Source organism: Sphingobium bisphenolivorans (assembly GCF_000412635.1).
GTDB lineage: Bacteria > Pseudomonadota > Alphaproteobacteria > Sphingomonadales > Sphingomonadaceae > Sphingobium > Sphingobium bisphenolivorans.
In genome coordinates this window covers 33,923-55,385 of the sequence record NZ_ASTG01000010.1, presented here as the reverse complement: position 1 = coordinate 55,385, position 21,463 = coordinate 33,923, and the positions used below count along the sequence as shown (strand labels likewise).

Below are 21,463 nucleotides of genomic sequence, written 5' to 3'. Positions count from 1 at the left end.
GTGTCTCAAAGTGTAACGGCTTTGATAAATTGCGCTTTCCTGAGCGCGCATGGGTCAGAAGGTGGATGATGAGGGCATTTCTTTTTCCGGGTCAGGGCAGCCAGTCGGTCGGCATGGGGAAGGCGCTGGCCGAGGCGAGCCCCGCAGCGAAGGAACTGTTTCAGGAGGTCGATGACGCTCTGTCGCAGCATTTGTTCCGCATCATGGTGGAAGGCCCCGAGAGCGACCTTACCCTGACGGAGAATGCCCAACCCGCGATCATGGCGAATGCGCTCGCGACGCTGCGCGTGATGCAGAGGGAGGGCGGCTTCTCGCTCGCGGAAAAGGGCGATTTCGTCGCCGGGCACAGCCTTGGCGAATATAGCGCGCTTTGTGCGGCGGAGGCGTTCGACATCGGCACCACCGCGCGGCTGCTGAAGCTGCGCGGCCAGGCGATGCAGGCGGCGGTCCCGGTGGGCGAGGGCGCGATGGCGGCTTTGCTGGGCGCGGACATCGAGAAGGCGCAGGCGCTGGCCGATGCGGCGGCGCAGGGTGAAGTCTGCACCGTGGCCAACGACAATGATCCGACCCAGGTGGTGATTTCGGGCCATCGCGGCGCGATCGAACGGGCGGTGGCGCTGGTGAAGGAGCATGGCATCAAGCGCGGCGTGCTGCTGCCGGTGTCGGCGCCCTTCCATTGCCCCCTGATGCAGCCCGCGGCGGAGGCGATGGAAGAAGCGCTGGGCAAGGCGGCGATCAACACGCCGCTGCTGCCGGTCTATGCCAATGTACTGGCGAGCGCGATCGCTGATCCGGAAGAGATCAAGCAGCGTCTGGTCGAGCAGGTGACGGGCCGTGTCCGCTGGCGCGAATCCGTCTCCGCCATGTGGGATGCCGGCGTGACGGAATTTGTCGAATTGGGCGGCAAGGTGCTGGGCCCGATGGTCAGGCGCATCGCACCCGATGCGACCGTGCGCAGCATCGTGACGATGGACGATATCGAGGCGGCTCTGGCGGCTTTTTGATCAAATAAGGATAAGAGACATGTTCGATCTGACAGGCATGACGGCACTGGTCACGGGCGCCTCGGGGGGTATCGGCTCAGCTATTGCGAAGGGGCTGGCCGCGCAGGGGGCGACGCTTGCCCTTTCGGGGAGCAATGAGGAGAAGCTGAAGGCCTTTGCGGCCGAACTGGGCGGCGGTCACAAGACACTGGTCTGCAACCTCAGCGATCCGGTCGCTGTCGATGCGCTGGTGCCGCAGGCGGTGGAAGCGCTTGGCGGCAAGCTCGACATTCTGGTCAACAATGCCGGCATCACCCGCGACAATCTGATCCTGCGGATGAAGGATGATGAGTGGGCCGATGTCATCTCCGTCAATCTGGAGGCGGCGTTCCGGCTGGCTCGCGCTGCGGCCAAGCCGATGATGAAGGCGCGGTTCGGCCGCATCATCTCCATCACATCCGTGGTGGGCGTGACCGGCAATCCGGGTCAGGCCAATTACGCCGCGTCCAAGGCGGGCATCATCGGCATGTCGAAGTCGCTGGGCCAGGAACTGGCGAGCCGCGGTATCACCGTCAATTGCGTGGCGCCCGGCTTCATCCGCTCGGCCATGACCGATGCCCTCAACGATGCGCAGAAGGGGGCGATCCTGACCAAGATTCCGGCTGGCGACCTGGGCGCTGGCGAGGATATCGGGGCGGCCGTCGTCTATCTGGCGAGCAAGGAGGCGGGCTATGTCACCGGCCAGACGCTGCACGTCAATGGCGGCATGGCGATGATCTGATCCCGGTGGGCGCGCGGGCGTAATCCTACGCGCCCGCGCATTTTGGGCATTTGCAAAGCCGTTGCCTTGTGCCATCGAGGCGCGGCAGGCGAATGCGGGCGCCGGGAATGTGTTTCCCGAATGTCTCTTGCCTCTTGCCTCGCTGAAAGCTTGCCACTAGGGCATGCCTTAACAAATATTCAGACCTATCAACGATACCCAGTAAAAAGGACCACTCATGAGTGAGACCGCGGATCGCGTAAAGAAAATCGTCGTCGAGCATCTGGGCGTCGAAGCCGAAAAGGTGACCGAGGATGCGAGCTTCATCGACGATCTGGGCGCTGACAGCCTGGACATCGTTGAGCTGGTGATGGCGTTCGAGGAAGAATTCGGCGTTGAAATCCCCGACGACGCGGCTGAGAAGATCGCGACCGTCAAGGATGCCATCGATTATATCGACAGCAAGCAGTAAGAGCGTTTGACGGCCTTCCTTGTGACGAGGGCCGAAGCGTTTGAATGAAATGGCTCCTCCTGTCCGGGCAGACCGGGTCTTGGGGAGCCTTTTCGTATCTGGCGACCGTTCACAAGCGCTTTTGAAGCGGTTAAGGGACGGCACAAGCCAAAGAAGTTTTTCGGAGCAGATATATGCGTCGCGTCGTCGTAACCGGCCTCGGCATGGTGAGCCCTCTGGGCGGAGATGTCGAAACCACGTGGAAGAATATCCTCGCGTCCAAGTCCGGCGCGGCGACGATCGCGCGCTTCGACGCCAGCGAATATAAGTGCCGCATCGCTTGCGAGGTGAAGCCGGCTGACCATGAATATGGCTATGATCCGGGGCTGGACGTCGATCACAAGATCCAGCGGCAGGTCGATCCGTTTATCGTCTATGGCATTTCCGCCGCCAGCCAGGCGCTGCGTGACGCGGGCCTCGACAATATGAGCGAGGAGGAGCGGCTGCGCGCCGGCTGCTCGATCGGTTCGGGCATTGGCGGCCTGCCAGGCATCGAAAGCGAATCGCTGGTGCTGGCGAACAAGGGACCGGGTCGCGTCTCGCCCCACTTCGTCCACGGCCGGCTCATCAACCTGATCTCGGGTCAGGTTTCGATCAAATATGGCCTGATGGGACCCAATCATGCGGTGGTGACCGCCTGCTCGACCGGTGCCCACTCGATCGGCGACGCTGCGCGCATGATCGCGATGGATGATGCCGACGTGATGCTGGCGGGCGGCGCGGAAAGTGCGATCTGCCCGATCGGTATCGCCGGCTTCGCTCAGGCGCGCGCGCTGTCCACCGCCTTCAACGATCAGCCGGAAAAGGCGTCGCGGCCTTATGACGTCAACCGTGACGGCTTCGTCATGGGCGAGGGCGCAGGCGTGGTGGTGCTGGAAGAATATGAGCATGCCAGGAAGCGCGGCGCGCATATCTATGCCGAGGTGATCGGCTACGGCCTGTCGGGTGACGCCTATCATGTCACCGCGCCCCATCCGGAGGGCAATGGCGGCTATCGCTCGATGGAAATGGCGCTGAGGAAGTCGGGCCTGTCGCTGGCGGACATCGACTATGTGAACGCACACGGCACCTCGACGCCGCTGGGCGATGAACTGGAACTGGGCGCCGTCAAGCGGCTGTTCGGCGACAATATTTCCACCATGTCGATGAGCAGCACCAAGTCGGCCATCGGCCATCTGCTGGGTGGCGCGGGCGCGGTGGAGAGCATTTTCTGCATCCTTGCGCTGCGCGACCAGATCGTGCCGCCGACGCTCAATCTGGACGAGCCGAGCGAAAGCTGCGCGGGCGTCGACCTGGTCCCTCATGTCGCCAAGGAGCGCAAGGTGCGCGCGGTGCTGAACAACAGCTTCGGCTTCGGCGGCACCAACGCCTCGCTGATCATGAAGGCGATCTGAGATACGAGATATGCGGCGGCTTGGCTGTAGCCTATTGCTGATCGGCCTGGCCGTCGCGGCCTTCGTCGCTTTCCGATTTGTCTATGGATGGACCGAGACGGGACCGGCGACGAAAGACGTGACCATCGTCGTCCCGGATGGGGCGACCGTTGCTGATGCTGCGGTGCTGCTCAAGCAGAAGGGCGCGGTGCGCTCGGCCGACGCCTTCCTGTCGCGAGCGAAAATCTTCGGCCGCGGCAAGTCGATCAAGGCAGGTGAGTTTCTGATTCCGAAAGGCGCGAGCAATTCGGATATTTTCTCGATCCTGCAAGGCGGCAAAACGCTGACCCGGCTCGTCACCATACCAGAGGGGATGCCCTCTATCCTCGTCTATGAACGGCTGATGGCTAATCCTGAATTGACCGGGGAAATCCCGGTACCGGAGGAGGGTAGCGTGCTGCCGGACAGCTACGCCTTCGACAAGGGAGAGAGTCGAGCGGCCGTCCTGAAGCGCATGCAGGAAGCGATGAGCCGCGCCCTGACGAAGCTGTGGGCGGAGCGCGATCCGAAGAGCGTGCCCAAATCGCCGCGTGAGGCGATCATTCTTGCCAGCATCGTTGAAAAGGAAACCGGCGTGCCTGCAGAGCGGCCGACGGTGGCGGGCGTCTATGGCAACCGCCTGAAGGCGGGGATGATGTTACAAGCTGATCCGACCATCATCTATCCGATCACCAAGGGCAAGCCACTGGGGCGACGGATCAAGAAGTCTGAGATTGCGGCGGTCAACGACTATAATACCTATGCGATGACAGGGTTGCCCAAGGCGCCGATCGCCAATCCGGGCCGGCTTTCCATCTTGGCGGTGTTGCACCCGGCGGAGACGAAGGCGCTCTATTTCGTGGCCGACGGCAAGGGCGGCCATATCTTCGCCGACACCCTGCAAGAGCATAATGAGAATGTGCGGAAATGGTTCGAGATCCGCCGGGCGAGGGGCGAGCTCTAAGCTTGCGTCGGGACTGGCGTGGGCGGTGAGCCGACAATCGAGCTTTCGCTCTCCCTGGAGGGAGAGGGTTCGGCAGGCTTGGCAGCTTGCTGCCTGGCTTGGCTGGGTGAGGGAATGCAGGAGGAAGGCTGGCGCGTAGTCGCTCCCCTCATCCAACTTCCCCCAGCTTCAATCCGCTCAGCAGGGCCCCGTACCCCTCCAAGAGAGAAGGAATGTCATACCAGGGTGGTTTCCCGCCATTCCGACACTCGTCACCCCGGCCCTGAGCCGGGGTCCCGCTGTTCTCTGAACACAGCTGCGGCGGTGAAGAAGCGGGACCTCGGATCAAGTGCGGGGTGACGGTTGGTTAGGTCTGCGACTGGTCGCACCCGGCCGCCCAAAGCCTTCCTTTCCTCTTCAAAAGCAGCGGTTGCAATATCTGCTCGGCGCTCCTAAATGACCGGCAGCATCAAGAGTTGGGACGACGCCCGACGCCAACCTGCCGATCCGGGCAAGGTGGCACTCCATCAAGGAGGATGTGGCCGATCCGGCAATCCAACGGACCTCAGCCACATTGTTGATCGTCGCTCCCCAGCAAGGAATGACGTGACGTGCCGATCAAGATAGCCGACGACCTGCCCGCCCGCCGTACGCTGGAGGCCGAAGGGGTCGTTGTCATGGGGCAGGCGGATGCGGTCCGGCAGGACATCCGTCCCCTCCGCATCGCGCTGCTCAACCTCATGCCCAACAAGATCAGCACCGAAACGCAGCTGGCGCGGCTGCTGGGCGCGACGCCTTTGCAGGTCGAACTGACGCTGGTCCGGATCAGCGACCATGTCTCGCGCAATACATCCGCCGACCATATGGCATCCTTCTACCGGCCCTGGAGTGATGTCAGGGACGAGCGGTTCGACGGTTTCATCATCACCGGCGCGCCGGTCGAGCATCTACCGTTCGAGGCGGTGAGCTATTGGGACGAGTTACGCTCGATTTTCGACTGGACGCAGACGCATGTGCATCGCTCGCTCAGCATTTGCTGGGCCGCGCAAGCTGCGCTGAAGCATTTTCATGGGGTGGAGAAGCGTTCGCTCGACCGCAAGGCGTTCGGAGTGTTCAGGCATCGCAGCCATGTGCCTTCATCTCCCTATCTGCGCGGCTTTTCCGACGATTTCTGCGTTCCCGTGTCGCGCTGGTCAGAGGTGCGCCGGGATGATCTGCCGGCGGATCGCGGGCTCAAATTGCTGGCCGACAGCGAGGAGTCCGGCCTGTGCCTGATCGATGATCCGGCACGCGGCTTCCTGCACATGTTCAACCATCTGGAATATGACACGCTGACCTTGGCGGCGGAGTTTGCCCGCGATGGGGCTGGACAAATGCCGGCGCATTACTTCCCCGGCGATGACCCCTCACAGGCGCCGATCAACAGTTGGCGAGGCCATGCGCATCTGTTGTTCGGCAACTGGATCAACGAAATTTATCAGACCGCGCCTTTCGTTCTTGAGGAGAGCGATGGAAGCGGGGGCTGGCGTTCTGCGGCTTGATAGCTGCCCTTATTGCAAGACGCCTCGGGCTGTCAGATGGCGGGCATAACGCCATTGGGCAATGGCGACAATCAGGATCACGGCTGGAAAGATCGCCGCCGTGAAGCCTTTTACCGCAATCAGGTCCGTGCCGAGGAAGCTATAGCCGAACTGGACGATCACCGCGCTGATCGAAAGCAGGAAGAGCGGTACGGCAGCGGCCTTGCGAAACAGCAGCAGGATCGCACCGAGCGTGCCCGCGCCCACCGCGACCCCATAGGCCAGCCAGGCCCAGGCCGGCATCGTGGCGAAAATCCGCGCCGTATAGGGATCGCTCTTCGCCAGATTTTGGAGATCGGTGCCATATTGCATGACGAAGGCGCCAACGCCCATCAGGTTCCAGAGCAGAAGAATGATGCCTGCCAACTGCGTGGATCGTGAAATGATCATGATCGTTTCCCCTTCCGCTGCCCCCCGTCGGCGCGCGGTATGATAGGGCCTGTCGTACAATTGGGAAAGCCGGCAGAGGGAAGCGTGCATTGAGCGACAGGCCGGGATTGCCGATCATAGTGACGGCGCTGATGGGCGCAGCCGATTTCGCATGGGCGGAGGGGATGCGGCGCGCGCATTTTCCGCCCGAGCGGAATCAGGTTCCCGCGCACGTCACCTTGTTCCATCACCTGCCGCCCTCTTTACTGGAGGAATTGAGGCATCGGCTGAAGCGTCTCTGTGCAGGCCCTGCACCCGCCGCGATGATTTCCGACGTGATGCTGCTGGGGCGGGGCGTCGCCTATCGGGTGGAAAGCGCTGAACTCATGGCAATCCGCGACGAGCTTGCCGAGGCGTTCACCGGCTTGCTGGTGCCGCAGGATCAGGGGCGCCCGCGCTTTCACATCACTGTGCAGAACAAGGTCGAGCCCGGCGAAGCGAGGGCGCTCTACCAGATTTTACGGCAGGATTTCCGTCCAAAGCCGCTCGCGATCGCCGGGCTTGCTGCCTGGCATTATCGCGAGGGCCCATGGGAGCTGGCCCTGAAAGCCAGCTTCCGCGGTTGATCGTTCGCTTCAGGCGAGGCCGACTTCCTTGAGCGGGATGCCGGCGTCCGCAAGCTGTGCCTGATCGAGCAGGGCGCCGGATACCACATGGGCGCGGCCCTGCACATAATCCTTGATCGCATTGACGCAGTCGAGCGCGATGAGCTTGCCGGCCTTGAGGTAGAGGACGGAGAAGCTGCGGCTCGCCGGATCGCCGCGCAGGATCGTCTGGTCATGGCCGGTCGAAAGGCCGACGGTCTGCAGCTTCAGATCATATTGGTTGGACCAGAACCAGGGCACCGCGTCATAGGGCTGCGCCTTGCCCAGTATGTGATCCACGGCGGTCTTCGCCTGGTCATTGGCGTTCTGCACCGACTCCAGTCGGATCTGCGCGCCGCGTGCGAAGCGGTTGGCATGGGCCGCGCAGTCGCCGACCGCATAGATGTCGGGCAGGCTGGTGCGGCAATATTCGTCGACATCCACGCCGTTGCCGCCAGCTGCGCCTGCCGCGATCAGCGGGCCGGTTTCCGGGATGATGCCGATGCCCACGATCACCATGTCGGTTTCGATGCGCTCACCATCGGCCATCAGCACGGCGGTTGCTTTGCCGTCGGTAACCTCGATGCAGTCCATCCGCGCGCCGGTGCGAAGATCCACGCCATGAGCACGATGCTCCGCCTCGTAGAAGCGTGACAGATCCTCGCCCGCGACTCGGGCCAGCACGCGGTCGAGCGCCTCGAGCAGCACTACCTTCTTGCCGAACTTGGACAATACCGCGGCCGCCTCCAGCCCGATATAGCCGCCGCCGATCACCGTCACGTGGTTGATCTGGTCAAGCTTCGCCATCATCGCATCGACATCGTCGCGGCGGCGCACGGCATGAACATTTTCAGCGTCAGCACCGTTGCAGGTCAGCATGCGCGGGCTACCGCCGGTGCACCAGATCAGCTTGCCATAGCCGATTTCCCGATCGCCCACGGTGACGAACTTGGCCGCAGGGTCCACCGCCTTGACGCGGTGGCCGAGCAGCATGTCCACCTTGCGCTCTTCCCAAAAGCTGGCCGGGCGGATCAGGATGCGGTCGAAGCTCTTGTCGCCGGCGAAATATTCCTTCGACAGCGGCGGGCGTTCGTAGGGCGGGTCCTTCTCATCGCCGATCATGGCAACGGAGCCTTCGAAGCCGTGCTGGCGCAAGGCAATGGCTGCCTGAGCGCCGGCATGGCCAGCGCCTACGATCACGACGTCATAATAGCTCATCTATGAACAATCCCCTCACTCTGCATTTTGCCGCTGATGGCGTGGTTCGCTCAAGGGAGCAAGCAGAATCCCGCCAACTGCTCGACGAGGGGCGGCCGGACCCTGACGGGAAGGGAACCTGATGCTGGTGAAGATGTTTTACAGGCGTAATGAAGCAGCTTGCTCTAATTGGCCTTCTTCTTCTTCTTGCTGGGTGCGACGCCTTACCGCGCGACCCGGCCGACACGTCGAAACGGATCGAGTCGAGCCGCCGCTTTTCAGTAGGGCTGGTCGATCCCGATCTGCGCACTGACGCACGTTTGTCGGCACTGATCCGCAACATCGAGCAGCGAACAGGCGCGCGTGCCGAGTGGCGGCCCGGTTCGGGCGAGGCGCTGCTCACGCAGCTCAAGGCTGGAGAGCTTGATCTTGCTCTTGGCCGCCTTAGTCGGGAAAGCCCCTGGACGAGCGAGGTGGCGCTAGGGCCGCCGCTCGAAACATCCGGCAGCCGCGAAGAACCCATCGAGCTCAAGGCGGCGATGCGCAATGGCGAGAACCGCTGGATCATGACGGTGGAACGCGCCAGCCGCGCCATCTCCGCAGAGGCGAGGGCGCAATGAGAGACAATGGCCTTCCCCCGGAATTGAACGAGAGCCTGAACAAGGCCGTCCGCCTGGAATATTGGAACATCTTCTGGACGCTGACGATCATCGTCACCATGGGCCTGGTACTTGGTCAAAGCGAGACGATGAAGACCGCCTGGGTCGAGGATACGCTGGGCCTGGTGCCGCCGATCATGTTCCTGATCGCCGCGCATATGGAGCGGCGCGGGACGCCGTCGGAGCGCTTTCCCTATGGCTTCGACCGTGTGAACGGGCTCGGCTTCTTCGTCGCTGCCGTCGCGCTGACCGCGGTGGGCGCGTTGCTCCTCTATAATGCGGCGATTGCCCTGGCGCGCGCCGAACATGCGACGGTCGGATCGATCGTCATCCTCGGGCAGGATATCTGGCTCGGCTGGCTGATGATCGCGGCGCAGCTTTATGCGCTGGTGCCGCCGCTCATCATCGGACGCAAGGAGCTCCCGCTTGCCGAGCAGCTGAACGACAAGCTGCTGCATACCGATGCGCTGATGAACAAGGCGAACTGGCTGACGGGCGCCGCCGGTCTGGCGGGTGTGATCGGGCTGGGGCTGGGCTGGTGGTGGGCGGACTCGCTCGCCGCTGCGCTTATCTCGCTGGACGTGCTGAATGACGGGATCAAGGCGCTACGCTCTTCCACTGCCGAACTGGTCGATGGGACGCCGCGTGCGCTGTCGAGCGCGAGCTTGTCAGAGGATGCCCTGCGGCTGCGCGACCGGTTGCGGCAGGAGTTTCCCGATGCGACGGTGCGCCTTCGCGAGACGGGGCGGCTGATCCGGGCGGAGGTGCACGACACCCTGCCGCCGGCGGAGGTGCGCCACCCGCGGCATTATTGGCCGGGTGACAAAAAGCGTGCCTGGCGCGTCGCGCAGGTGAGCTTCATTCCGCCCACCGAGGCCGAGCAGTCGCGACTCATTCCCAAAGCTACCAAGCAAGCGGCCAAGCGCTAGCCCGGCCGCCGGCATGGCCTTCAGCCCGCGGCTTGTCCGATCACGCGGGCAAGGCGGGCGGAAAAGGCACGCGGATCGGACGGCAGCTCGCCATCGGCGATGCGCGCCTCGTCCAGCAGCAGCCGCGCGGCGTCTTCGCGCAGGGCGCTGTCTTCCGCCAAGGCGCTCAACCTGCCGATCAGTTCGTGCCGAGGATTGATCTCCAGCACAGGCTTGGCCGCAGCATCGAGGCGTCCCGCCCCCGCGAGCAGCTTTTCCAGCTGGCGGTCCATCGCATTGTCGGGAGCGACCAGGCAGACCGCGCTCTCGGTCAGCCTCTCAGACACGCGGACGTCCGCCACTTCATCGCCCAGCATAGCCTTCACATAGGCGATGAAGCCGCCGACTTCCTCCGACGCCGGCGCGGCCGCGCCGTGGCCGTCGGCTAGCGGGATCAGGCTGAGGTCGGCCAGTCCCTGCGTCACGGACTTGAACGGCTTGCCCTGGTAATCGATGCCGGCCGTCACCCAGAAACTGTCGACCTGATCGGTGAGCAGCAGCACCTCTATCCCTCGCGCACGGAACCCCTCCAGCTGGGGCGAGGAGGCGAGGCGGTCGAGGTCGGAGCCGGTCGCATAGTAAATGGCGGTCTGATTGTCCTTGATCGCACCCACATAGTCGGCGAGCGAGCGCCAGCCCTCACCCGACGCGGTCGACCTGAATCGCGCGAGGCCGAGCAGGGCTTCCCGACGAGCGAAGTCCTCATACAGGCCCTCCTTGAGGACAGCACCGAAATTCTCCCAGAAGGCGCGGTAGGCGTCGACATCCTTGCTCGCGAGCTTTTCCAGCTCGGCAAGGACGCGGCTGGTGACGCCTTTCTGAATAGCGCTCAGTACAGGGCTTTCCTGGATCATCTCGCGGGAGACGTTGAGCGGCAGATCGTTGCTGTCCACCAGCCCGCGCATGAAGCGCAGGTAGCGCGGCAGGATTTCGGCTTCGTCGGTGATGAAAACGCGGCGAACATAAAGCTTCATGCGGCCGCTGCGATCCGGATCGAACAGGTCGAACGGACGCATCTGCGGAAGAAAGGCGAGCACTGAATATTCGTGCAGCCCTTCGGCGCGATAATGGAGCGTCAGCGCCGGCTCATCGAACTGACCGGCCGCGCTGCGATAGAAGTCGGTATATTCCTCCGCCGTGATCTCCGATTTGGGCCGGGTCCAGAGCGCGACGCCATCGGCGATCTGCCTGGCTTCCGCATCCGGCTTGTCCTTGAGGAAGATCGGTACGGCGACATGACCCGACTGCGCGGTGATGATGCGCTGCGTCGCATGAGGTTCGGTGTAGCTCGCTGCATCCTCCTTGAGATGAAGGATGATGCGAGTGCCGCGCGCGGGAGCCGCGCTGGGTTCCACCAGCTGGACGCTGTAGGTGCCAAGGCCGTCCGAAGACCAATGCGCGGCAGCACCGGAGCCTGCGCGGCGCGAGAATACGTCGACCCGATCGGCGACCATGAAGGCGGAGTAGAAGCCGACGCCAAACTGACCGATCAACTGCGCTCCTTCGCCCTCCTTGGCGGCGGCCACCCGGTCCATGAAGGCCTTTGTGCCGGATCGGGCGATGGTGCCGAGCGCTTCGACGAGGTCGACCTCGCTCATGCCGATGCCGTTATCCTCGACGGTGAGCTGACGCGCGTCGGCATCGAGCGTCACGGTGATGCGCGGCTGGCCGGCGTCCTCGCCCGTGAGCGACGGATCGCTCAGCAATTCGTAGCGCAGCTTTTCGCAGGCGTCGGCGGCGTTGGAGATCAGTTCGCGAAGAAAGACATCCTTATCCGAATAGACCGCGTGCACCATCAGGTGCAGCAGCCTGGCTACGTCGGCCTCGAATGAACGGGTTTCAGGCGCAGCGTCGGTCGTCATCATGATGTTTACAGCGTCCTCCCAGTAAAATCCGCCGATCAAATGGTCGGCAAAGCGGCGCCTTTCAAGCCCCGACCGAGAGTCGCGGCTGCATAGCGCTATGCACGTTCGATATGGGAGATATGGTGACCCCTACGGGAATCGAACCCGTGTTTCAGCCGTGAGAGGGCCGCGTCCTGACCGCTAGACGAAGGGGCCACTGGCCGCATGAGCGGCCGGCAGGCGGACGCCTTTAGGTGGGCGTCGGCCCGCCGTCAAGCAAAACCGCATCGACCTGCGGCCTATAAAAAACCACCCCACGCGGTTCGCATGGGGTGGCCAAGGTTCAGGGAGGAGACGCCTCCAAAGGGGGAGGCGCCCATACGACACACCCGAAAGGGGGGCAGGTGCGCCGTATGTTCGATAGATAAAGCAGGTCGGACGCCCTTTCAAGTGGCAGGGTGCAACCTTTTTTATCAAGTCTCAGTTCCGTAACGAAAAATTCCCTGTCAGGCGTTCGCCGCCTGCGGTGCAGCCGGGATCGGGATGGGACCCTTACCCTGCGCAACCTGCGACTCGAACACTTCCCGAATCAGCTGGAGCGAGAAAAGATGCGCATAGATCAGCGGCAGCATGCCGTTCTGGTTGATCTTGCGCAGCTGGTCGCCGCGCATGTCACGCAGCTTCTCTTCATTGATCATCCGGAAGCCGCGATAGACGAAGGGCTGTTCATTGCCCGGCACCTGAATGGCGACTTCGCCGTCCATCAGCAGGTCGAGATCGTTCAGATCCTTCATAAACTGGCCAGTACGCGCGGCAGCCTGCTCGAAATCCTCGCAGAATTTGAGGACGCCCTGAGTCAGTTCGCTGGGCTTGCCGTCTTCGAAGAGCGGCTGACCGTCCTCGAACTCCCCGACCGCGTCGCTGGTGGGGTCGAAGCAGAGCGACAGTTCGTCGCTGTCGGGGCGCAGCTTCGCCAGCATCCAAGGATAGCGGCGGACATAGGCGGGAACATAGGCCGGGCCGCGCAGCTTGCCTTCATCATCCAGGAAAGTGTTGACGCCTTCATTGAGGCCCATCAACGCGAGCGGAACGGCCTCCTCGCCGACGGAAAAGATGATCGGCACGAACCGCTGGGCAGCGACGAACTCGTCCACGGTCAGCGGAATGGCGTGCTGCGTCGTCAGGAAGGGCGCGGAATCGACCGAGCGGCTCTTGTAATTGGCATGATCGACGCTGCTCAGCGGGATAAGGTCGTTATAGAAAACCGGAAGGCCGTTGGCGGGCGCGCTTGCCATGATCTAGTCCATTTCTCTCAAAAAGCGACGCATGGCTGCGCGCCGCAGGGCCTGATTACTGGGCGGAGGGGATTAAAGGCCTTGGGAGCGGGAGGCAATCGCTTTGTCGAAGCGATGGGGGCGCCGGAGCGGTTCAGCCTTCCTCCGGATTGGGGATGAGCTTGCCCGGGTTCATGATCCCGTGCGGATCGAAAGCGGCCTTGATCGCGCGCAGGGCATGAAGGCGGGCAGGGCTGGCGAGGCGACCAAGTTCGGCGCGCTTCATCTGACCAATGCCGTGCTCGGCCGAGATCGATCCGCCGGCTGCGACTACAGCGTCATGGACGAAGGCATTGATCGCTTGTCCTTCAGCGGCGATCCAGGCCGGTCCGTCGCTCGTCCCCTTGGGCGCGCGCACATGAAAGTGGACGTTGCCGTCGCCCAGATGACCAAAGGACGAGGCGGTGGTGCCGGGGAAAGCCTGCTCTGCCGCTGCGGCTGCCTCGACCATGAAGGCGGGCATGCGCGCGACAGGCACGCTGATATCATATTGCAGGGCGGGCCCCTGCGCACGCTCCGATTCCGAAAGCGATTCGCGGATGCGCCAGAAGGCCTCGGCCTGCGCATCGTTGGCGGCGATGGCGGCGTCTTCCGCCAGGCCCTGCTTCAGGGCTTGCGCCAGCACGACTTCAAGTCGTTCGGCGGGACCGGGCTCGCGCATGTCGCTGTGGTCGATCTCGATCAGGACATGCCAAGGGGTGCGTTTCTCGATCGGGCAACGGGTGCCCGGAATGTGCGACAGGACGTGGCCGAGGCCGTCGTCGGCGATCACTTCGAAGCCCTCCACGCTGTCGCCCAGCTTGCTTTCCGCAAGGCGGAGAAGCGCGAGCGCCTCAGCCGGGGACTTCACGCCGACCCAGCCGACCGCGCGCGCGGCGATCGCGGGGACGAGGCGCAAGGACGCTGCCGTGACAATGCCCAGCGTTCCCTCCGCGCCGACCAACAACTGCTTGATGTCATAGCCGCGATTGTCCTTCTTGAGGGCGTCGAGGCTGTCGAAGATGCTGCCGTCGGGCAGCACGGCCTCGATCCCTTCAACCAGCGCGCGCATTGTGCCATGGCGCAGAACCTGCGTGCCGCCGGCATTGGTGGAGACGAGGCCGCCGATGGTTGCTGACCCTCTTGCGCCGAGGCTGAGGGGAAAGCGCCGGTCTGCCTGTGCGGCGGCTTCGTGCAGATGGGCGAGGATCACGCCCGCCTCGCAAACCGCCAGATTGTCGGCCGCCGAAAGGCTGCGAATCCGGTTCATGCGCCGTAGCGAGAGGATGAGGGCTGATCCGTCCGCAGGCGGTGTCGCGCCGCCCACCATGGAGGTGTTTCCGCCTTGCGGTACGATCGCCACGCCAAGTTCCGCCGCCAGCTTGACCGCCGCTGCGACCTGCTCGGTCGTTTCCGGCTGAAGCATTGCGGCGGCCGCGCCATGATATCGGCCGCGCCAGTCCGTCACCCAGGGGGCGATGTCGTCCGGATCGGTCATGACGCCTTTCGGCCCGAGGAGGCGTTGAAAGCGATCGATAATCTCTTGTCCTATCATGGGACTGTCCTATGCCTTGGAATTCATCGACGGTTCAACCATTGGTCCATAGCGTCAGCGTCCCAAAAGGGGTTCGATTTGCTTCATTCCGTTCTGCTGCTGCCGATGTCGTTGCTTGCCGCGCCCGCAGCCGAGCCGGTCCAATGGGCACAATTGACCATAGAACAGCGCGTGATCGTCCGCGTACCCATGGCGAAGAAGGGCCGTGCCCCGGCGCGTCCCGATCCTGAAGGTCGGGCGGCGTGGAAGGAGAAGAAGGGGCCGCGCTGCATCGCGCTACGCTCCATTCGCTCGGCCAGCATCATCATGGAAAACGCTATAGACCTTTTGCTGGCGGATAATCACCGTTATCGCGCGAGGCTGGAGCGGGGATGCCGGTCCATGGGATTCTACTCCGGTTTCTACGTTGAGCCGGATGAGGATGGCTCGCTCTGCTCGGGGCGCGACGAGTTGCAGGCGCGAAGCGGCGCCAGTTGCGCAATCGACAGCTTCCGCCGGCTGGAGGAGACGGAGCGCGACGATTAAGGGGAGCGTGAGGGGCTTGCGACGCGATTTCCTTGACAAGAAGCCGATATTTCCGCAATGCGCGCGCGATTTCTCCGGTCTTCCGATCCGGGGATTGCCTCCTGTCCGGACAACTGAATGACATTCGCCGACCTCGGCCTATCCGATGAATTGTTGAAGGCCGTTAATGAGGCCGGATATGACACGCCCACGCCGATCCAGGCGCAGGCGATCCCGCCCGTGCTGATGATGAAGGACATCATTGGCATCGCGCAGACCGGGACTGGCAAGACGGCCAGCTTCGTGCTGCCGATGATCGACATTCTTGCTCACGGCCGTGCGCGTGCGCTGATGCCGCGATCGCTGATCCTGGAGCCGACGCGTGAGTTGGCCGCCCAAGTGGCCGAGAATTTTGAGAAATACGGCAAATATCACAAGCTCTCCATGGCGCTGCTGATCGGCGGCGTGCAGATGGGCGATCAGGTGAAGGCGCTGGAGAAGGGCGTCGACGTGCTGATCGCCACGCCGGGGCGGTTGATGGACCTGTTCCAGCGGGGCAAGATCCTGCTCAACGGTTGCAGCATGCTGGTGATCGACGAAGCCGACCGCATGCTGGACATGGGGTTCATCCCGGACATCGAGGAAATCTGCACGAAGCTGCCGGCACAGCGGCAGACGCTGCTATTCTCGGCAACGATGCCCGCGCCGATCAAGAAGCTGGCGGATCGCTTCCTGTCCAATCCCAAGTCGATTGAAGTGGCGCGTCCTGCGACGGCGTCGACCAACATCACGCAGCGGCTGGTGAAGGTCGATTCGCGCAAGAAGCGCGAGGCGCTTCGGGCGATGCTGGAGGGGGAGGAGGTGCAGAGCGCTGTCATCTTCTGCAACCGCAAGACTACGGTGCGGGAGCTGAACAAGAGCCTGCAGCGGCACGGCTTCAAGTCTGGCGAGATCCACGGCGACATCGATCAGGCGTCCCGTATCGCGGAACTTGAGCGGTTCCGCGCCGGCACCGTGAATATTCTGGTGGCGTCGGACGTCGCGGCGCGCGGGCTGGACATCAAGGGCGTGAGCCATGTGTTCAACTTCGACGCGCCCTGGCATCCTGACGATTATGTCCACCGTATCGGCCGAACGGGCCGCGCGGGCGCGAAGGGCGTGGCCTATACCTTCGTCACCAGCGAAGATGCCGAGGCGATCGACAATATCCAGAAACTGATCGGGCAGAAGATCGAGTCGATCGCTCCGCCCGCTGCCGCACCGGCAGAGAAGGCGGCGGAGGAGCCGCGCAGGGGCGAGAGGGACCGGCGCAAGGATCAGCGCAGGGATGATCGCCGCCGGGAGGAGCCGCGTGCGGCACGTCCGGACGTCAATGGCGGGCGGCCGCGTCGGGTGGAAGCCGTCGATGACGGTCCGGATGAGGGCTGGAACGGACCCGTGCCGGAATTTCTCTCGGTGGGCTTCGCCGCCTGACCGACTGGGGGGGGGGCGGCTGCCGTCCTGCTGTTTCCGTGCGCTATAGGAGCCCCTTGGCCCGCAGGCTGGTATGGCCTTGCGACCCGATGATGATGTGATCGTGCACGGCGATGTTCAGGCGCTTGCCTGCTTCCGCGATGTGGCGCGTGATCTCGATGTCCTGACGGCTGGGTTCGGGCGAGCCGCTGGGATGATTATGGACCAGGATCAGCGCGGCTGAGCCGAGATCAATGGCCCGCCGGATCACCTCGCGCGTGTAGATCGCGGCCTGGTCGACCGAGCCGTCGCCCATATGTTCATCGCGGATCAGCATGTTGCGGCTGTTGAGATGCAGGACGCGAACGCGCTCGACGGACAAATAGGCCATGTCGGCGCGGAGGTAGTCGAGCAGCGCCTGCCAACTGGCAAGCACCGGCCGCTCGGCGACCTCGTTGCGCAGCATGCGGAGCAGGGTGGCCTGGACGATCTTGATCGCGGCTATGCTGGTGTCACCCATGCCGGGCACGCGGCCGATCGCCTCCCACTCCGCCGTCATGAGCCCGCCGATGCCGCCAAATTCCCGCAGCAGCGCCTTGGCGAGCGGCTTGGTGTCGCGGCGGGGAATGGCGAGAGCGAGCAGATATTCGATCAGTTCATGGTCGTGCAGCGCATCGCCGCCGCTCCCCGCGAGCTTCTGCCGCAGGCGCGCCCGGTGCCCGGCACCGTCATGCTCGCCCTTCTCACCCTTTTGCGTCAATGCTTACCAGTCCCCGTTCGCGGGGACGGACGCTATTCGTTGCGGATTTTGGCGGCAAGGATATTTAGGAGTGCTGAGACGTTATGAAGGCGTTACGGACTAAAACAGCGCGTTGAAAGCCGGGGTTGGCCATAGGCATGGATGAAGATGACGGCGAAAAGGAGCTTCGCCGGGGATGGCTGCGCTGGCTTGGCGTCGGAACGGGGTCGCTGGCGCTGGTCCTGGTAGCGCTTTGGACGCAGCGGGCGCCGCTCGCCGAGAATTTTATCGGCCGGGAACTGAACCGGCGCGGTGTTCAGGCGCAATATGATCTTACCGAAATCGGCCTCCGCACCCAGCGCATCGAAAATATCGTGCTTGGCGATCCGGCGCGCCCGGATCTGACCGCCCGTTGGGTGGAAGTGGATATCGCCTTTGCCGGCGTGACGCCCCATGTCGCGGCAGTCCGCGCCGGCGGCGTGCGATTGCGCGGTTCACTGCATGGTGGCGCCTTGAAGCTGGGCGAGCTCGACAAATTTCGCGATCCTTCCTCGGACGCGCCGTTCAGCCTTCCCGATATCGCGCTTGCCCTGAGTGATACGACCCTGCGGCTGGAGACAGATGCGGGACCGGTTGGCATGCGGCTCAGCGGGAGTGGTAATCTCCGCTCCGCCTTCCGTGGCAAGGTAGCCGCGGTGATGCCCAATGCGGGTTTTGCTGGATGCGGGCTGGCCGGGATGAAGGCTGATCTGGCTGTCGCGATCCGCAATGAGCAGCCTCATTTGTCGGGACCTGTTCAAGCCGAGGCCCTGTCCTGCCGTAGCATCGCGACGGCGATCGCCAAGCCGGTGGCCGATGTCGATCTACGGCTTGGCAAGGCGCTGGATCGCTGGTCCGGCCGGGTCGACCTGACCGGCGTGGGGCTCAAGTCGAACGGGGTCGTGCTGGGGCGGCCGTCTGGCCGCATCGATTTCGACGGCAGCGCTGCCAGCACCAGCGGCCGAGCAAGGATCACTGCGGCGGCCCTGTCGGCCATGGGCGTGCAGGCTGGGCAGACGGAGCTCAACGGCGCTTGGCATGTGGGCAAGAAGGACGCGCGGATGCAGGGGCGGCTGTCCGCGCATCAGCTGCGTGTGGCCGGCCGCGATCCGCTGACGGGGCTGCGCGCATCTACCGCTGGGACGCCAGTCGGTCCGCTGGCGGCCAAGCTGGCGCAAGCCGTGCAGCAGGCCGGCGAAGATAATGTGCTGCAGACCGAACTTGCCCTGGCGCAGCGGAATGGAGGCGGTAGCCTCGTCCTCACCGGCACGCGCTTTGCCGCGCGCAGTGGCGCCCGAGCGTCGATCCCGGGCGACGGCCGAGTGACGATCGCCTGGCCCGGTAAGGAGGGGGCAGCGATCGACTGGGCACTGGATGGCTCGATCACGATGGAAGGGGGCGGGCTGCCTCGTGCCGCGCTGCGCCTCGCGCGTCGCGCCGGCGGCGGCTTTGGCGGGCAATTGTTCCTCGACCCCTATTCTGCCGGCGACGCCCGGCTGTCTATCGAGCCTGTGCGCTTCGTCGCCGGACCCACCGGGGAAACGCGTTTTTCCACGCAATTGCAGCTGGACGGCCCTCTGCCCGGCGGGCGCGTGCGCGGACTGGCGATACCGGTTGAAGGGCGGGTCAATGCGGGCGGAACATTTGTCCTCAATGGACGCTGCGTGCCGGTCGCGGTGGCGGAAGCGCGCTATGGCAGTTTCTCCATCGGCAAAACCCGGCAGACGCTGTGCCCGATCAATGGCGGGCCGCTGCTGGCTGCAGGTGCTAACGGCATAAGTGGTGGCGCCGAGATACGCGGCCTTTCGCTCGCCGGCCGGAGCGGGGACAGCCCGATGCGGCTGAAGGCGAGCAGATTGCGAGTGGCGATGGGGCAGGCCGGATTCACGCTGACCGACGCTGATCTGATGATCGGGGCGGAAGCATCGCCGGTCAGGCTGACCGCGGCCGCGCTGAGTGGCAGGATAGAGGACAAGGGGATCGGCGGGACGCTGACGGGCGCTGGCGGAGAGATCGGCGCGGTGCCGCTGATCGTCGAGGAAGGCAGCGGCAACTGGCGCTTTACGGATGGCGTGTTGAGGCTCTCAGCGCGACTGAGCGTGCGCGACGCGATGTCGCCAGGGCGGTTCGAGCCGCTGAACGTGCCCGACTTCGCCTTGACGATGAAGGGCGGGCGTATCGCGGCCACGGGCACATTGCGGGCACGGCGCAATGACGGCGTGGTCGCCCACGCCGATATCGCGCATGATCTGGGCAGCGGACGGGGCAGGGCCGACCTGAACGTGCCGGGTCTGGTTTTCGGACCGACGTTGCAGCCGGAGGACGTGACCCGCCTCGCTCTGGGCGTCGTCGCCAATGTGAACGGCACCGTGCGTGGCGAAGGACATATCCGCTGGAACGGTTCCGTCGTGTCGAGCGACGGCGTTTTCCGCACCGACGATGCGAACCTTGCAGCGGCGTTCGGACCGGTGGAGGGATTGTCCGGCGAGTTGCGGTTCACCGATCTGCTGGGCCTGGAGAGCGCGCCGGGGCAGCAGGTGCGAATCAGGTCGATCAATCCCGGCGTCGAGGTCCGGGATGGGCTTGTCCGATACCGGCTGGAGCGCGGGCAGAAGGTGCATATAGAAGGCGGCGGCTGGCCCTTTTCCGGCGGGCAGCTGCTGCTGTTGCCGACCACGATGGACTTCAGCGCCGATGTCGATCGCTATCTGACCTTCCGGGTGCTGGGACTCGATGCGGGGGCGTTCATCCAGGCGATGGACCTCAAGAATATCTCGGCCACAGGCACTTTCGACGGCATCATGCCTTTGATCTTCAACGCGCAGGGTGGGCGTGTGGCTGGCGGCGTGCTGGTCGCCCGCCAACAGGGCATGCCGCCCCTGGTGATGCCGGAGGGCGTGTTGCCGACCATTCCCTGCGACCCCAGGCGTCAGTCGGGCACGTTATCCTATGTGGGGCCGGTGTCGAACGAGCAATTGGGCGTGATGGGCCGGCTGGCGTTCGATGCGCTCAAGAATCTGCAATATAAATGCCTCACCATTCTGATGGACGGCGCGCTGGACGGCGAGATGGTGACGAACGTCGTCTTCAACGGCGTAAATCGTGGTCAGATCGGCGGGGCGCCTGCCGGCTTGGCGAAGAACTTCACCGGGCTGCCCTTCCTTTTCAACGTGCGGATCGCGGCGCCATTTCGGGGGCTGCTGGGAACCGCCAAATCCTTCATCGATCCATCAACGCTCATACAAAATAGCATCGGCGATCAGATGCAGGAGAAGATGCGGGCTAAAATGATCCAGGACGGGCTTGCAGTTCAGCCTGCCGAAAGCGACATAATGCGAAATGGGGAGCAGAAATGACGAAGCGAACAATCATGGCGGCGGGTTTCGCCGGTTTGGCCCTGGGGGGCTGTATTCAGGTGAAGGCGCCTGAGAAGCCGATCGAAATCAACCTCAACGTCAAGGTGCAGCAGGAAGTGGTGGTTCGCCTGCAGCGCGACGCCAAGGACCTGATCCAGAATAACCCGGAGTTGTTCCCGCAATGACACGCAAGTTTTTGATGATCGCCGCCGCAGCAGCGGTCGCCCTCGCGGCCGGGCTGACCATGGTGTCACCGGCTCAGGCGCAGTCCGGCGCCGTGGCTGCCGCAATGGCCGACGGCAAGGTTGGCGAGCAGGCCGATGGCTATCTGGGCATAGCGGGCGCGGTGAGCGACGCGGTGAGATCCGAGGTCGAATCGATCAACATCAAGCGTCGCGCCGCTTACACCGACCTTGCCAGCAAGCGCGGCGTCACGGTGCAGGATGTCGCCGCCGCCACGGGCTGCCAGACGCTGACGAGCCGTGTGAAGCAGGGGCAGGTCTATCGCGTTGGCGCCGGAAGCTGGCAAACCAAGGGCGCCGCGCCAATCGCCTTGCCGTCCTATTGCGCCACCGCCGGGTAATTTCCCCGCGCTGGCGGAGTTTGGCCGCGGCTTCGTTGAGACGGAAAATCTC

The 21,463-nt window shown here is 63.8% G+C and carries 20 protein-coding genes, 1 tRNA gene and 1 riboswitch; of the genes, 14 read left to right on the top strand and 7 right to left on the bottom strand.

Annotation, left to right across the window (positions count from 1 at the left end; genetic code table 11):
• Nucleotides 1–68: 68 nt before the first annotated feature.
• The 6 genes from fabD to L858_RS0109030 all read left to right on the top strand — a co-directional run bounded on the left by fabD (nt 69) and on the right by L858_RS0109030 (nt 6,150).
• Nucleotides 69–1,004 carry an ACP S-malonyltransferase gene (gene fabD, locus L858_RS0109055; protein ID WP_028055969.1) on the top strand — a complete coding sequence of 312 codons (936 nt, stop codon included), beginning with the start codon at nt 69–71 and terminating at the stop codon, nt 1,002–1,004.
• 19 nt (nt 1,005–1,023) lie between these two features.
• Nucleotides 1,024–1,764 carry a 3-oxoacyl-[acyl-carrier-protein] reductase gene (gene fabG, locus L858_RS0109050; RefSeq protein ID WP_022682829.1) on the top strand — a complete coding sequence of 247 codons (741 nt, stop codon included), beginning with the start codon at nt 1,024–1,026 and terminating at the stop codon, nt 1,762–1,764.
• Between the two features lie 217 nt (nt 1,765–1,981).
• Nucleotides 1,982–2,215 carry an acyl carrier protein gene (locus tag L858_RS0109045; RefSeq protein WP_007689016.1) on the top strand — a complete coding sequence of 78 codons (234 nt, stop codon included), beginning with the start codon at nt 1,982–1,984 and terminating at the stop codon, nt 2,213–2,215.
• A 173-nt stretch (nt 2,216–2,388) separates the two neighbouring features.
• Nucleotides 2,389–3,648 (top strand): beta-ketoacyl-ACP synthase II, encoded by a 1,260-nt coding sequence (fabF, locus tag L858_RS0109040; protein WP_022682828.1) that lies wholly within the window; start codon nt 2,389–2,391, stop codon nt 3,646–3,648.
• A 10-nt stretch (nt 3,649–3,658) separates the two neighbouring features.
• Nucleotides 3,659–4,630: an endolytic transglycosylase MltG gene (mltG, locus tag L858_RS0109035; protein WP_022682827.1), complete on the top strand. Its 972-nt coding sequence runs from the start codon at nt 3,659–3,661 to the stop codon at nt 4,628–4,630.
• 440 nt (nt 4,631–5,070) lie between these two features.
• Nucleotides 5,071–5,177, top strand: a riboswitch (SAM-I-IV-variant riboswitch).
• Between the two features lie 43 nt (nt 5,178–5,220).
• A complete protein-coding gene (locus L858_RS0109030) occupies nt 5,221–6,150 on the top strand; it encodes a homoserine O-succinyltransferase (protein WP_022682826.1) in 930 nt (309 codons plus the stop codon).
• A gap of 9 nt (nt 6,151–6,159) precedes the next feature.
• Here the strand turns inward: L858_RS0109030 and L858_RS0109025 are convergent, their stop codons facing one another.
• Nucleotides 6,160–6,579, bottom strand: coding sequence for a hypothetical protein (locus L858_RS0109025; protein WP_022682825.1), 420 nt, complete (start codon nt 6,577–6,579; stop codon nt 6,160–6,162).
• A 131-nt stretch (nt 6,580–6,710) separates the two neighbouring features.
• On the opposite strand from L858_RS0109025, the gene L858_RS0109020 reads away from it, so the two are divergent.
• Nucleotides 6,711–7,184, top strand: coding sequence for a 2'-5' RNA ligase family protein (locus tag L858_RS0109020; RefSeq protein ID WP_037504549.1), 474 nt, complete (start codon nt 6,711–6,713; stop codon nt 7,182–7,184).
• A gap of 9 nt (nt 7,185–7,193) precedes the next feature.
• Here L858_RS0109020 and L858_RS0109015 read toward each other — a convergent pair whose 3' ends face one another.
• Nucleotides 7,194–8,420: an NAD(P)/FAD-dependent oxidoreductase gene (locus tag L858_RS0109015; RefSeq protein ID WP_022682823.1), complete on the bottom strand. Its 1,227-nt coding sequence runs from the start codon at nt 8,418–8,420 to the stop codon at nt 7,194–7,196.
• A 149-nt stretch (nt 8,421–8,569) separates the two neighbouring features.
• On the opposite strand from L858_RS0109015, the gene L858_RS0109010 reads away from it, so the two are divergent.
• Nucleotides 8,570–9,019: a type 2 periplasmic-binding domain-containing protein gene (locus L858_RS0109010; RefSeq protein ID WP_022682822.1), complete on the top strand. Its 450-nt coding sequence runs from the start codon at nt 8,570–8,572 to the stop codon at nt 9,017–9,019.
• Nucleotides 9,016–9,987: a cation efflux transmembrane domain-containing protein gene (locus L858_RS19900; RefSeq protein ID WP_022682821.1), complete on the top strand. Its 972-nt coding sequence runs from the start codon at nt 9,016–9,018 to the stop codon at nt 9,985–9,987. The genes L858_RS0109010 and L858_RS19900 overlap by 4 nt, the downstream gene beginning before the upstream one ends.
• 20 nt (nt 9,988–10,007) lie before the next feature.
• Here the strand turns inward: L858_RS19900 and htpG are convergent, their stop codons facing one another.
• The 4 genes from htpG to L858_RS0108985 form a co-directional block, all read right to left on the bottom strand.
• On the bottom strand, nt 10,008–11,888 hold the full coding sequence (gene htpG / locus L858_RS0109000) for a molecular chaperone HtpG (RefSeq protein ID WP_037504545.1): 1,881 nt from the start codon (nt 11,886–11,888) through the stop codon (nt 10,008–10,010).
• 123 nt (nt 11,889–12,011) lie between these two features.
• Nucleotides 12,012–12,086: transfer RNA gene (locus L858_RS0108995), tRNA-Glu, on the bottom strand.
• A gap of 290 nt (nt 12,087–12,376) precedes the next feature.
• Entirely contained in the window at nt 12,377–13,165 is a 789-nt protein-coding gene (locus L858_RS0108990; RefSeq protein WP_022682819.1) for a SapC family protein, read from the bottom strand.
• A gap of 133 nt (nt 13,166–13,298) precedes the next feature.
• Nucleotides 13,299–14,738 (bottom strand): FAD-binding oxidoreductase, encoded by a 1,440-nt coding sequence (locus L858_RS0108985; RefSeq protein WP_022682818.1) that lies wholly within the window; start codon nt 14,736–14,738, stop codon nt 13,299–13,301.
• Nucleotides 14,739–14,816: 78 nt separating this feature from the next.
• Here L858_RS0108985 and L858_RS0108980 point away from each other — a divergent pair, with 78 nt between their 5' ends.
• Together L858_RS0108980 and L858_RS0108975 are read left to right on the top strand one after the other, a co-directional pair.
• Nucleotides 14,817–15,263 carry a hypothetical protein gene (locus L858_RS0108980; RefSeq protein ID WP_022682817.1) on the top strand — a complete coding sequence of 149 codons (447 nt, stop codon included), beginning with the start codon at nt 14,817–14,819 and terminating at the stop codon, nt 15,261–15,263.
• A 117-nt stretch (nt 15,264–15,380) separates the two neighbouring features.
• On the top strand, nt 15,381–16,715 hold the full coding sequence (locus tag L858_RS0108975) for a DEAD/DEAH box helicase (protein ID WP_022682816.1): 1,335 nt from the start codon (nt 15,381–15,383) through the stop codon (nt 16,713–16,715).
• A 43-nt stretch (nt 16,716–16,758) separates the two neighbouring features.
• Here L858_RS0108975 and radC read toward each other — a convergent pair whose 3' ends face one another.
• Entirely contained in the window at nt 16,759–17,454 is a 696-nt protein-coding gene (gene radC / locus L858_RS0108970; protein ID WP_022682815.1) for a RadC family protein, read from the bottom strand.
• Nucleotides 17,455–17,591: 137 nt separating this feature from the next.
• Between radC and L858_RS0108965 the strand changes: the two genes are divergently transcribed.
• From L858_RS0108965 to L858_RS0108955, 3 genes are read left to right on the top strand one after another with little or no spacing between them, the layout of a single operon-like run.
• Nucleotides 17,592–20,828, top strand: coding sequence for an intermembrane phospholipid transport protein YdbH family protein (locus L858_RS0108965; protein ID WP_022682814.1), 3,237 nt, complete (start codon nt 17,592–17,594; stop codon nt 20,826–20,828).
• Complete coding sequence (locus L858_RS0108960) at nt 20,825–21,013, top strand: YnbE family lipoprotein (RefSeq protein ID WP_022682813.1); 189 nt, start codon at nt 20,825–20,827, stop codon at nt 21,011–21,013. Before L858_RS0108965 ends, L858_RS0108960 begins: the two co-directional genes overlap by 4 nt.
• On the top strand, nt 21,010–21,411 hold the full coding sequence (locus L858_RS0108955; protein WP_022682812.1) for a YdbL family probable chaperone protein: 402 nt from the start codon (nt 21,010–21,012) through the stop codon (nt 21,409–21,411). Before L858_RS0108960 ends, L858_RS0108955 begins: the two co-directional genes overlap by 4 nt.
• Nucleotides 21,412–21,463 lie beyond the last annotated feature (52 nt).

What these genes read in the sequence shown, in the direction of transcription:
- L858_RS0109025 (WP_022682825.1), bottom strand. Translation starts at nt 6,579, where the DNA reads ATGATCATTTCACGATCCACGCAGTTGGCAGGCATCATTCTTCTGCTC.
- fabD (WP_028055969.1), top strand. Translation starts at nt 69, where the DNA reads ATGAGGGCATTTCTTTTTCCGGGTCAGGGCAGCCAGTCGGTCGGCATG.
- htpG (WP_037504545.1), bottom strand. Translation starts at nt 11,888, where the DNA reads ATGACGACCGACGCTGCGCCTGAAACCCGTTCATTCGAGGCCGACGTA.
- fabG (WP_022682829.1), top strand. Translation starts at nt 1,024, where the DNA reads ATGTTCGATCTGACAGGCATGACGGCACTGGTCACGGGCGCCTCGGGG.
- L858_RS0108955 (WP_022682812.1), top strand. Translation starts at nt 21,010, where the DNA reads ATGACACGCAAGTTTTTGATGATCGCCGCCGCAGCAGCGGTCGCCCTC.
- L858_RS0108965 (WP_022682814.1), top strand. Translation starts at nt 17,592, where the DNA reads ATGGATGAAGATGACGGCGAAAAGGAGCTTCGCCGGGGATGGCTGCGC.
- L858_RS0108990 (WP_022682819.1), bottom strand. Translation starts at nt 13,165, where the DNA reads ATGGCAAGCGCGCCCGCCAACGGCCTTCCGGTTTTCTATAACGACCTT.
- L858_RS0109015 (WP_022682823.1), bottom strand. Translation starts at nt 8,420, where the DNA reads ATGAGCTATTATGACGTCGTGATCGTAGGCGCTGGCCATGCCGGCGCT.
- fabF (WP_022682828.1), top strand. Translation starts at nt 2,389, where the DNA reads ATGCGTCGCGTCGTCGTAACCGGCCTCGGCATGGTGAGCCCTCTGGGC.
- L858_RS19900 (WP_022682821.1), top strand. Translation starts at nt 9,016, where the DNA reads ATGAGAGACAATGGCCTTCCCCCGGAATTGAACGAGAGCCTGAACAAG.
- mltG (WP_022682827.1), top strand. Translation starts at nt 3,659, where the DNA reads ATGCGGCGGCTTGGCTGTAGCCTATTGCTGATCGGCCTGGCCGTCGCG.
- L858_RS0108960 (WP_022682813.1), top strand. Translation starts at nt 20,825, where the DNA reads ATGACGAAGCGAACAATCATGGCGGCGGGTTTCGCCGGTTTGGCCCTG.
- L858_RS0108985 (WP_022682818.1), bottom strand. Translation starts at nt 14,738, where the DNA reads ATGATAGGACAAGAGATTATCGATCGCTTTCAACGCCTCCTCGGGCCG.
- L858_RS0109045 (WP_007689016.1), top strand. Translation starts at nt 1,982, where the DNA reads ATGAGTGAGACCGCGGATCGCGTAAAGAAAATCGTCGTCGAGCATCTG.
- L858_RS0109010 (WP_022682822.1), top strand. Translation starts at nt 8,570, where the DNA reads ATGAAGCAGCTTGCTCTAATTGGCCTTCTTCTTCTTCTTGCTGGGTGC.
- L858_RS0109020 (WP_037504549.1), top strand. Translation starts at nt 6,711, where the DNA reads ATGGGCGCAGCCGATTTCGCATGGGCGGAGGGGATGCGGCGCGCGCAT.
- L858_RS0108975 (WP_022682816.1), top strand. Translation starts at nt 15,381, where the DNA reads ATGACATTCGCCGACCTCGGCCTATCCGATGAATTGTTGAAGGCCGTT.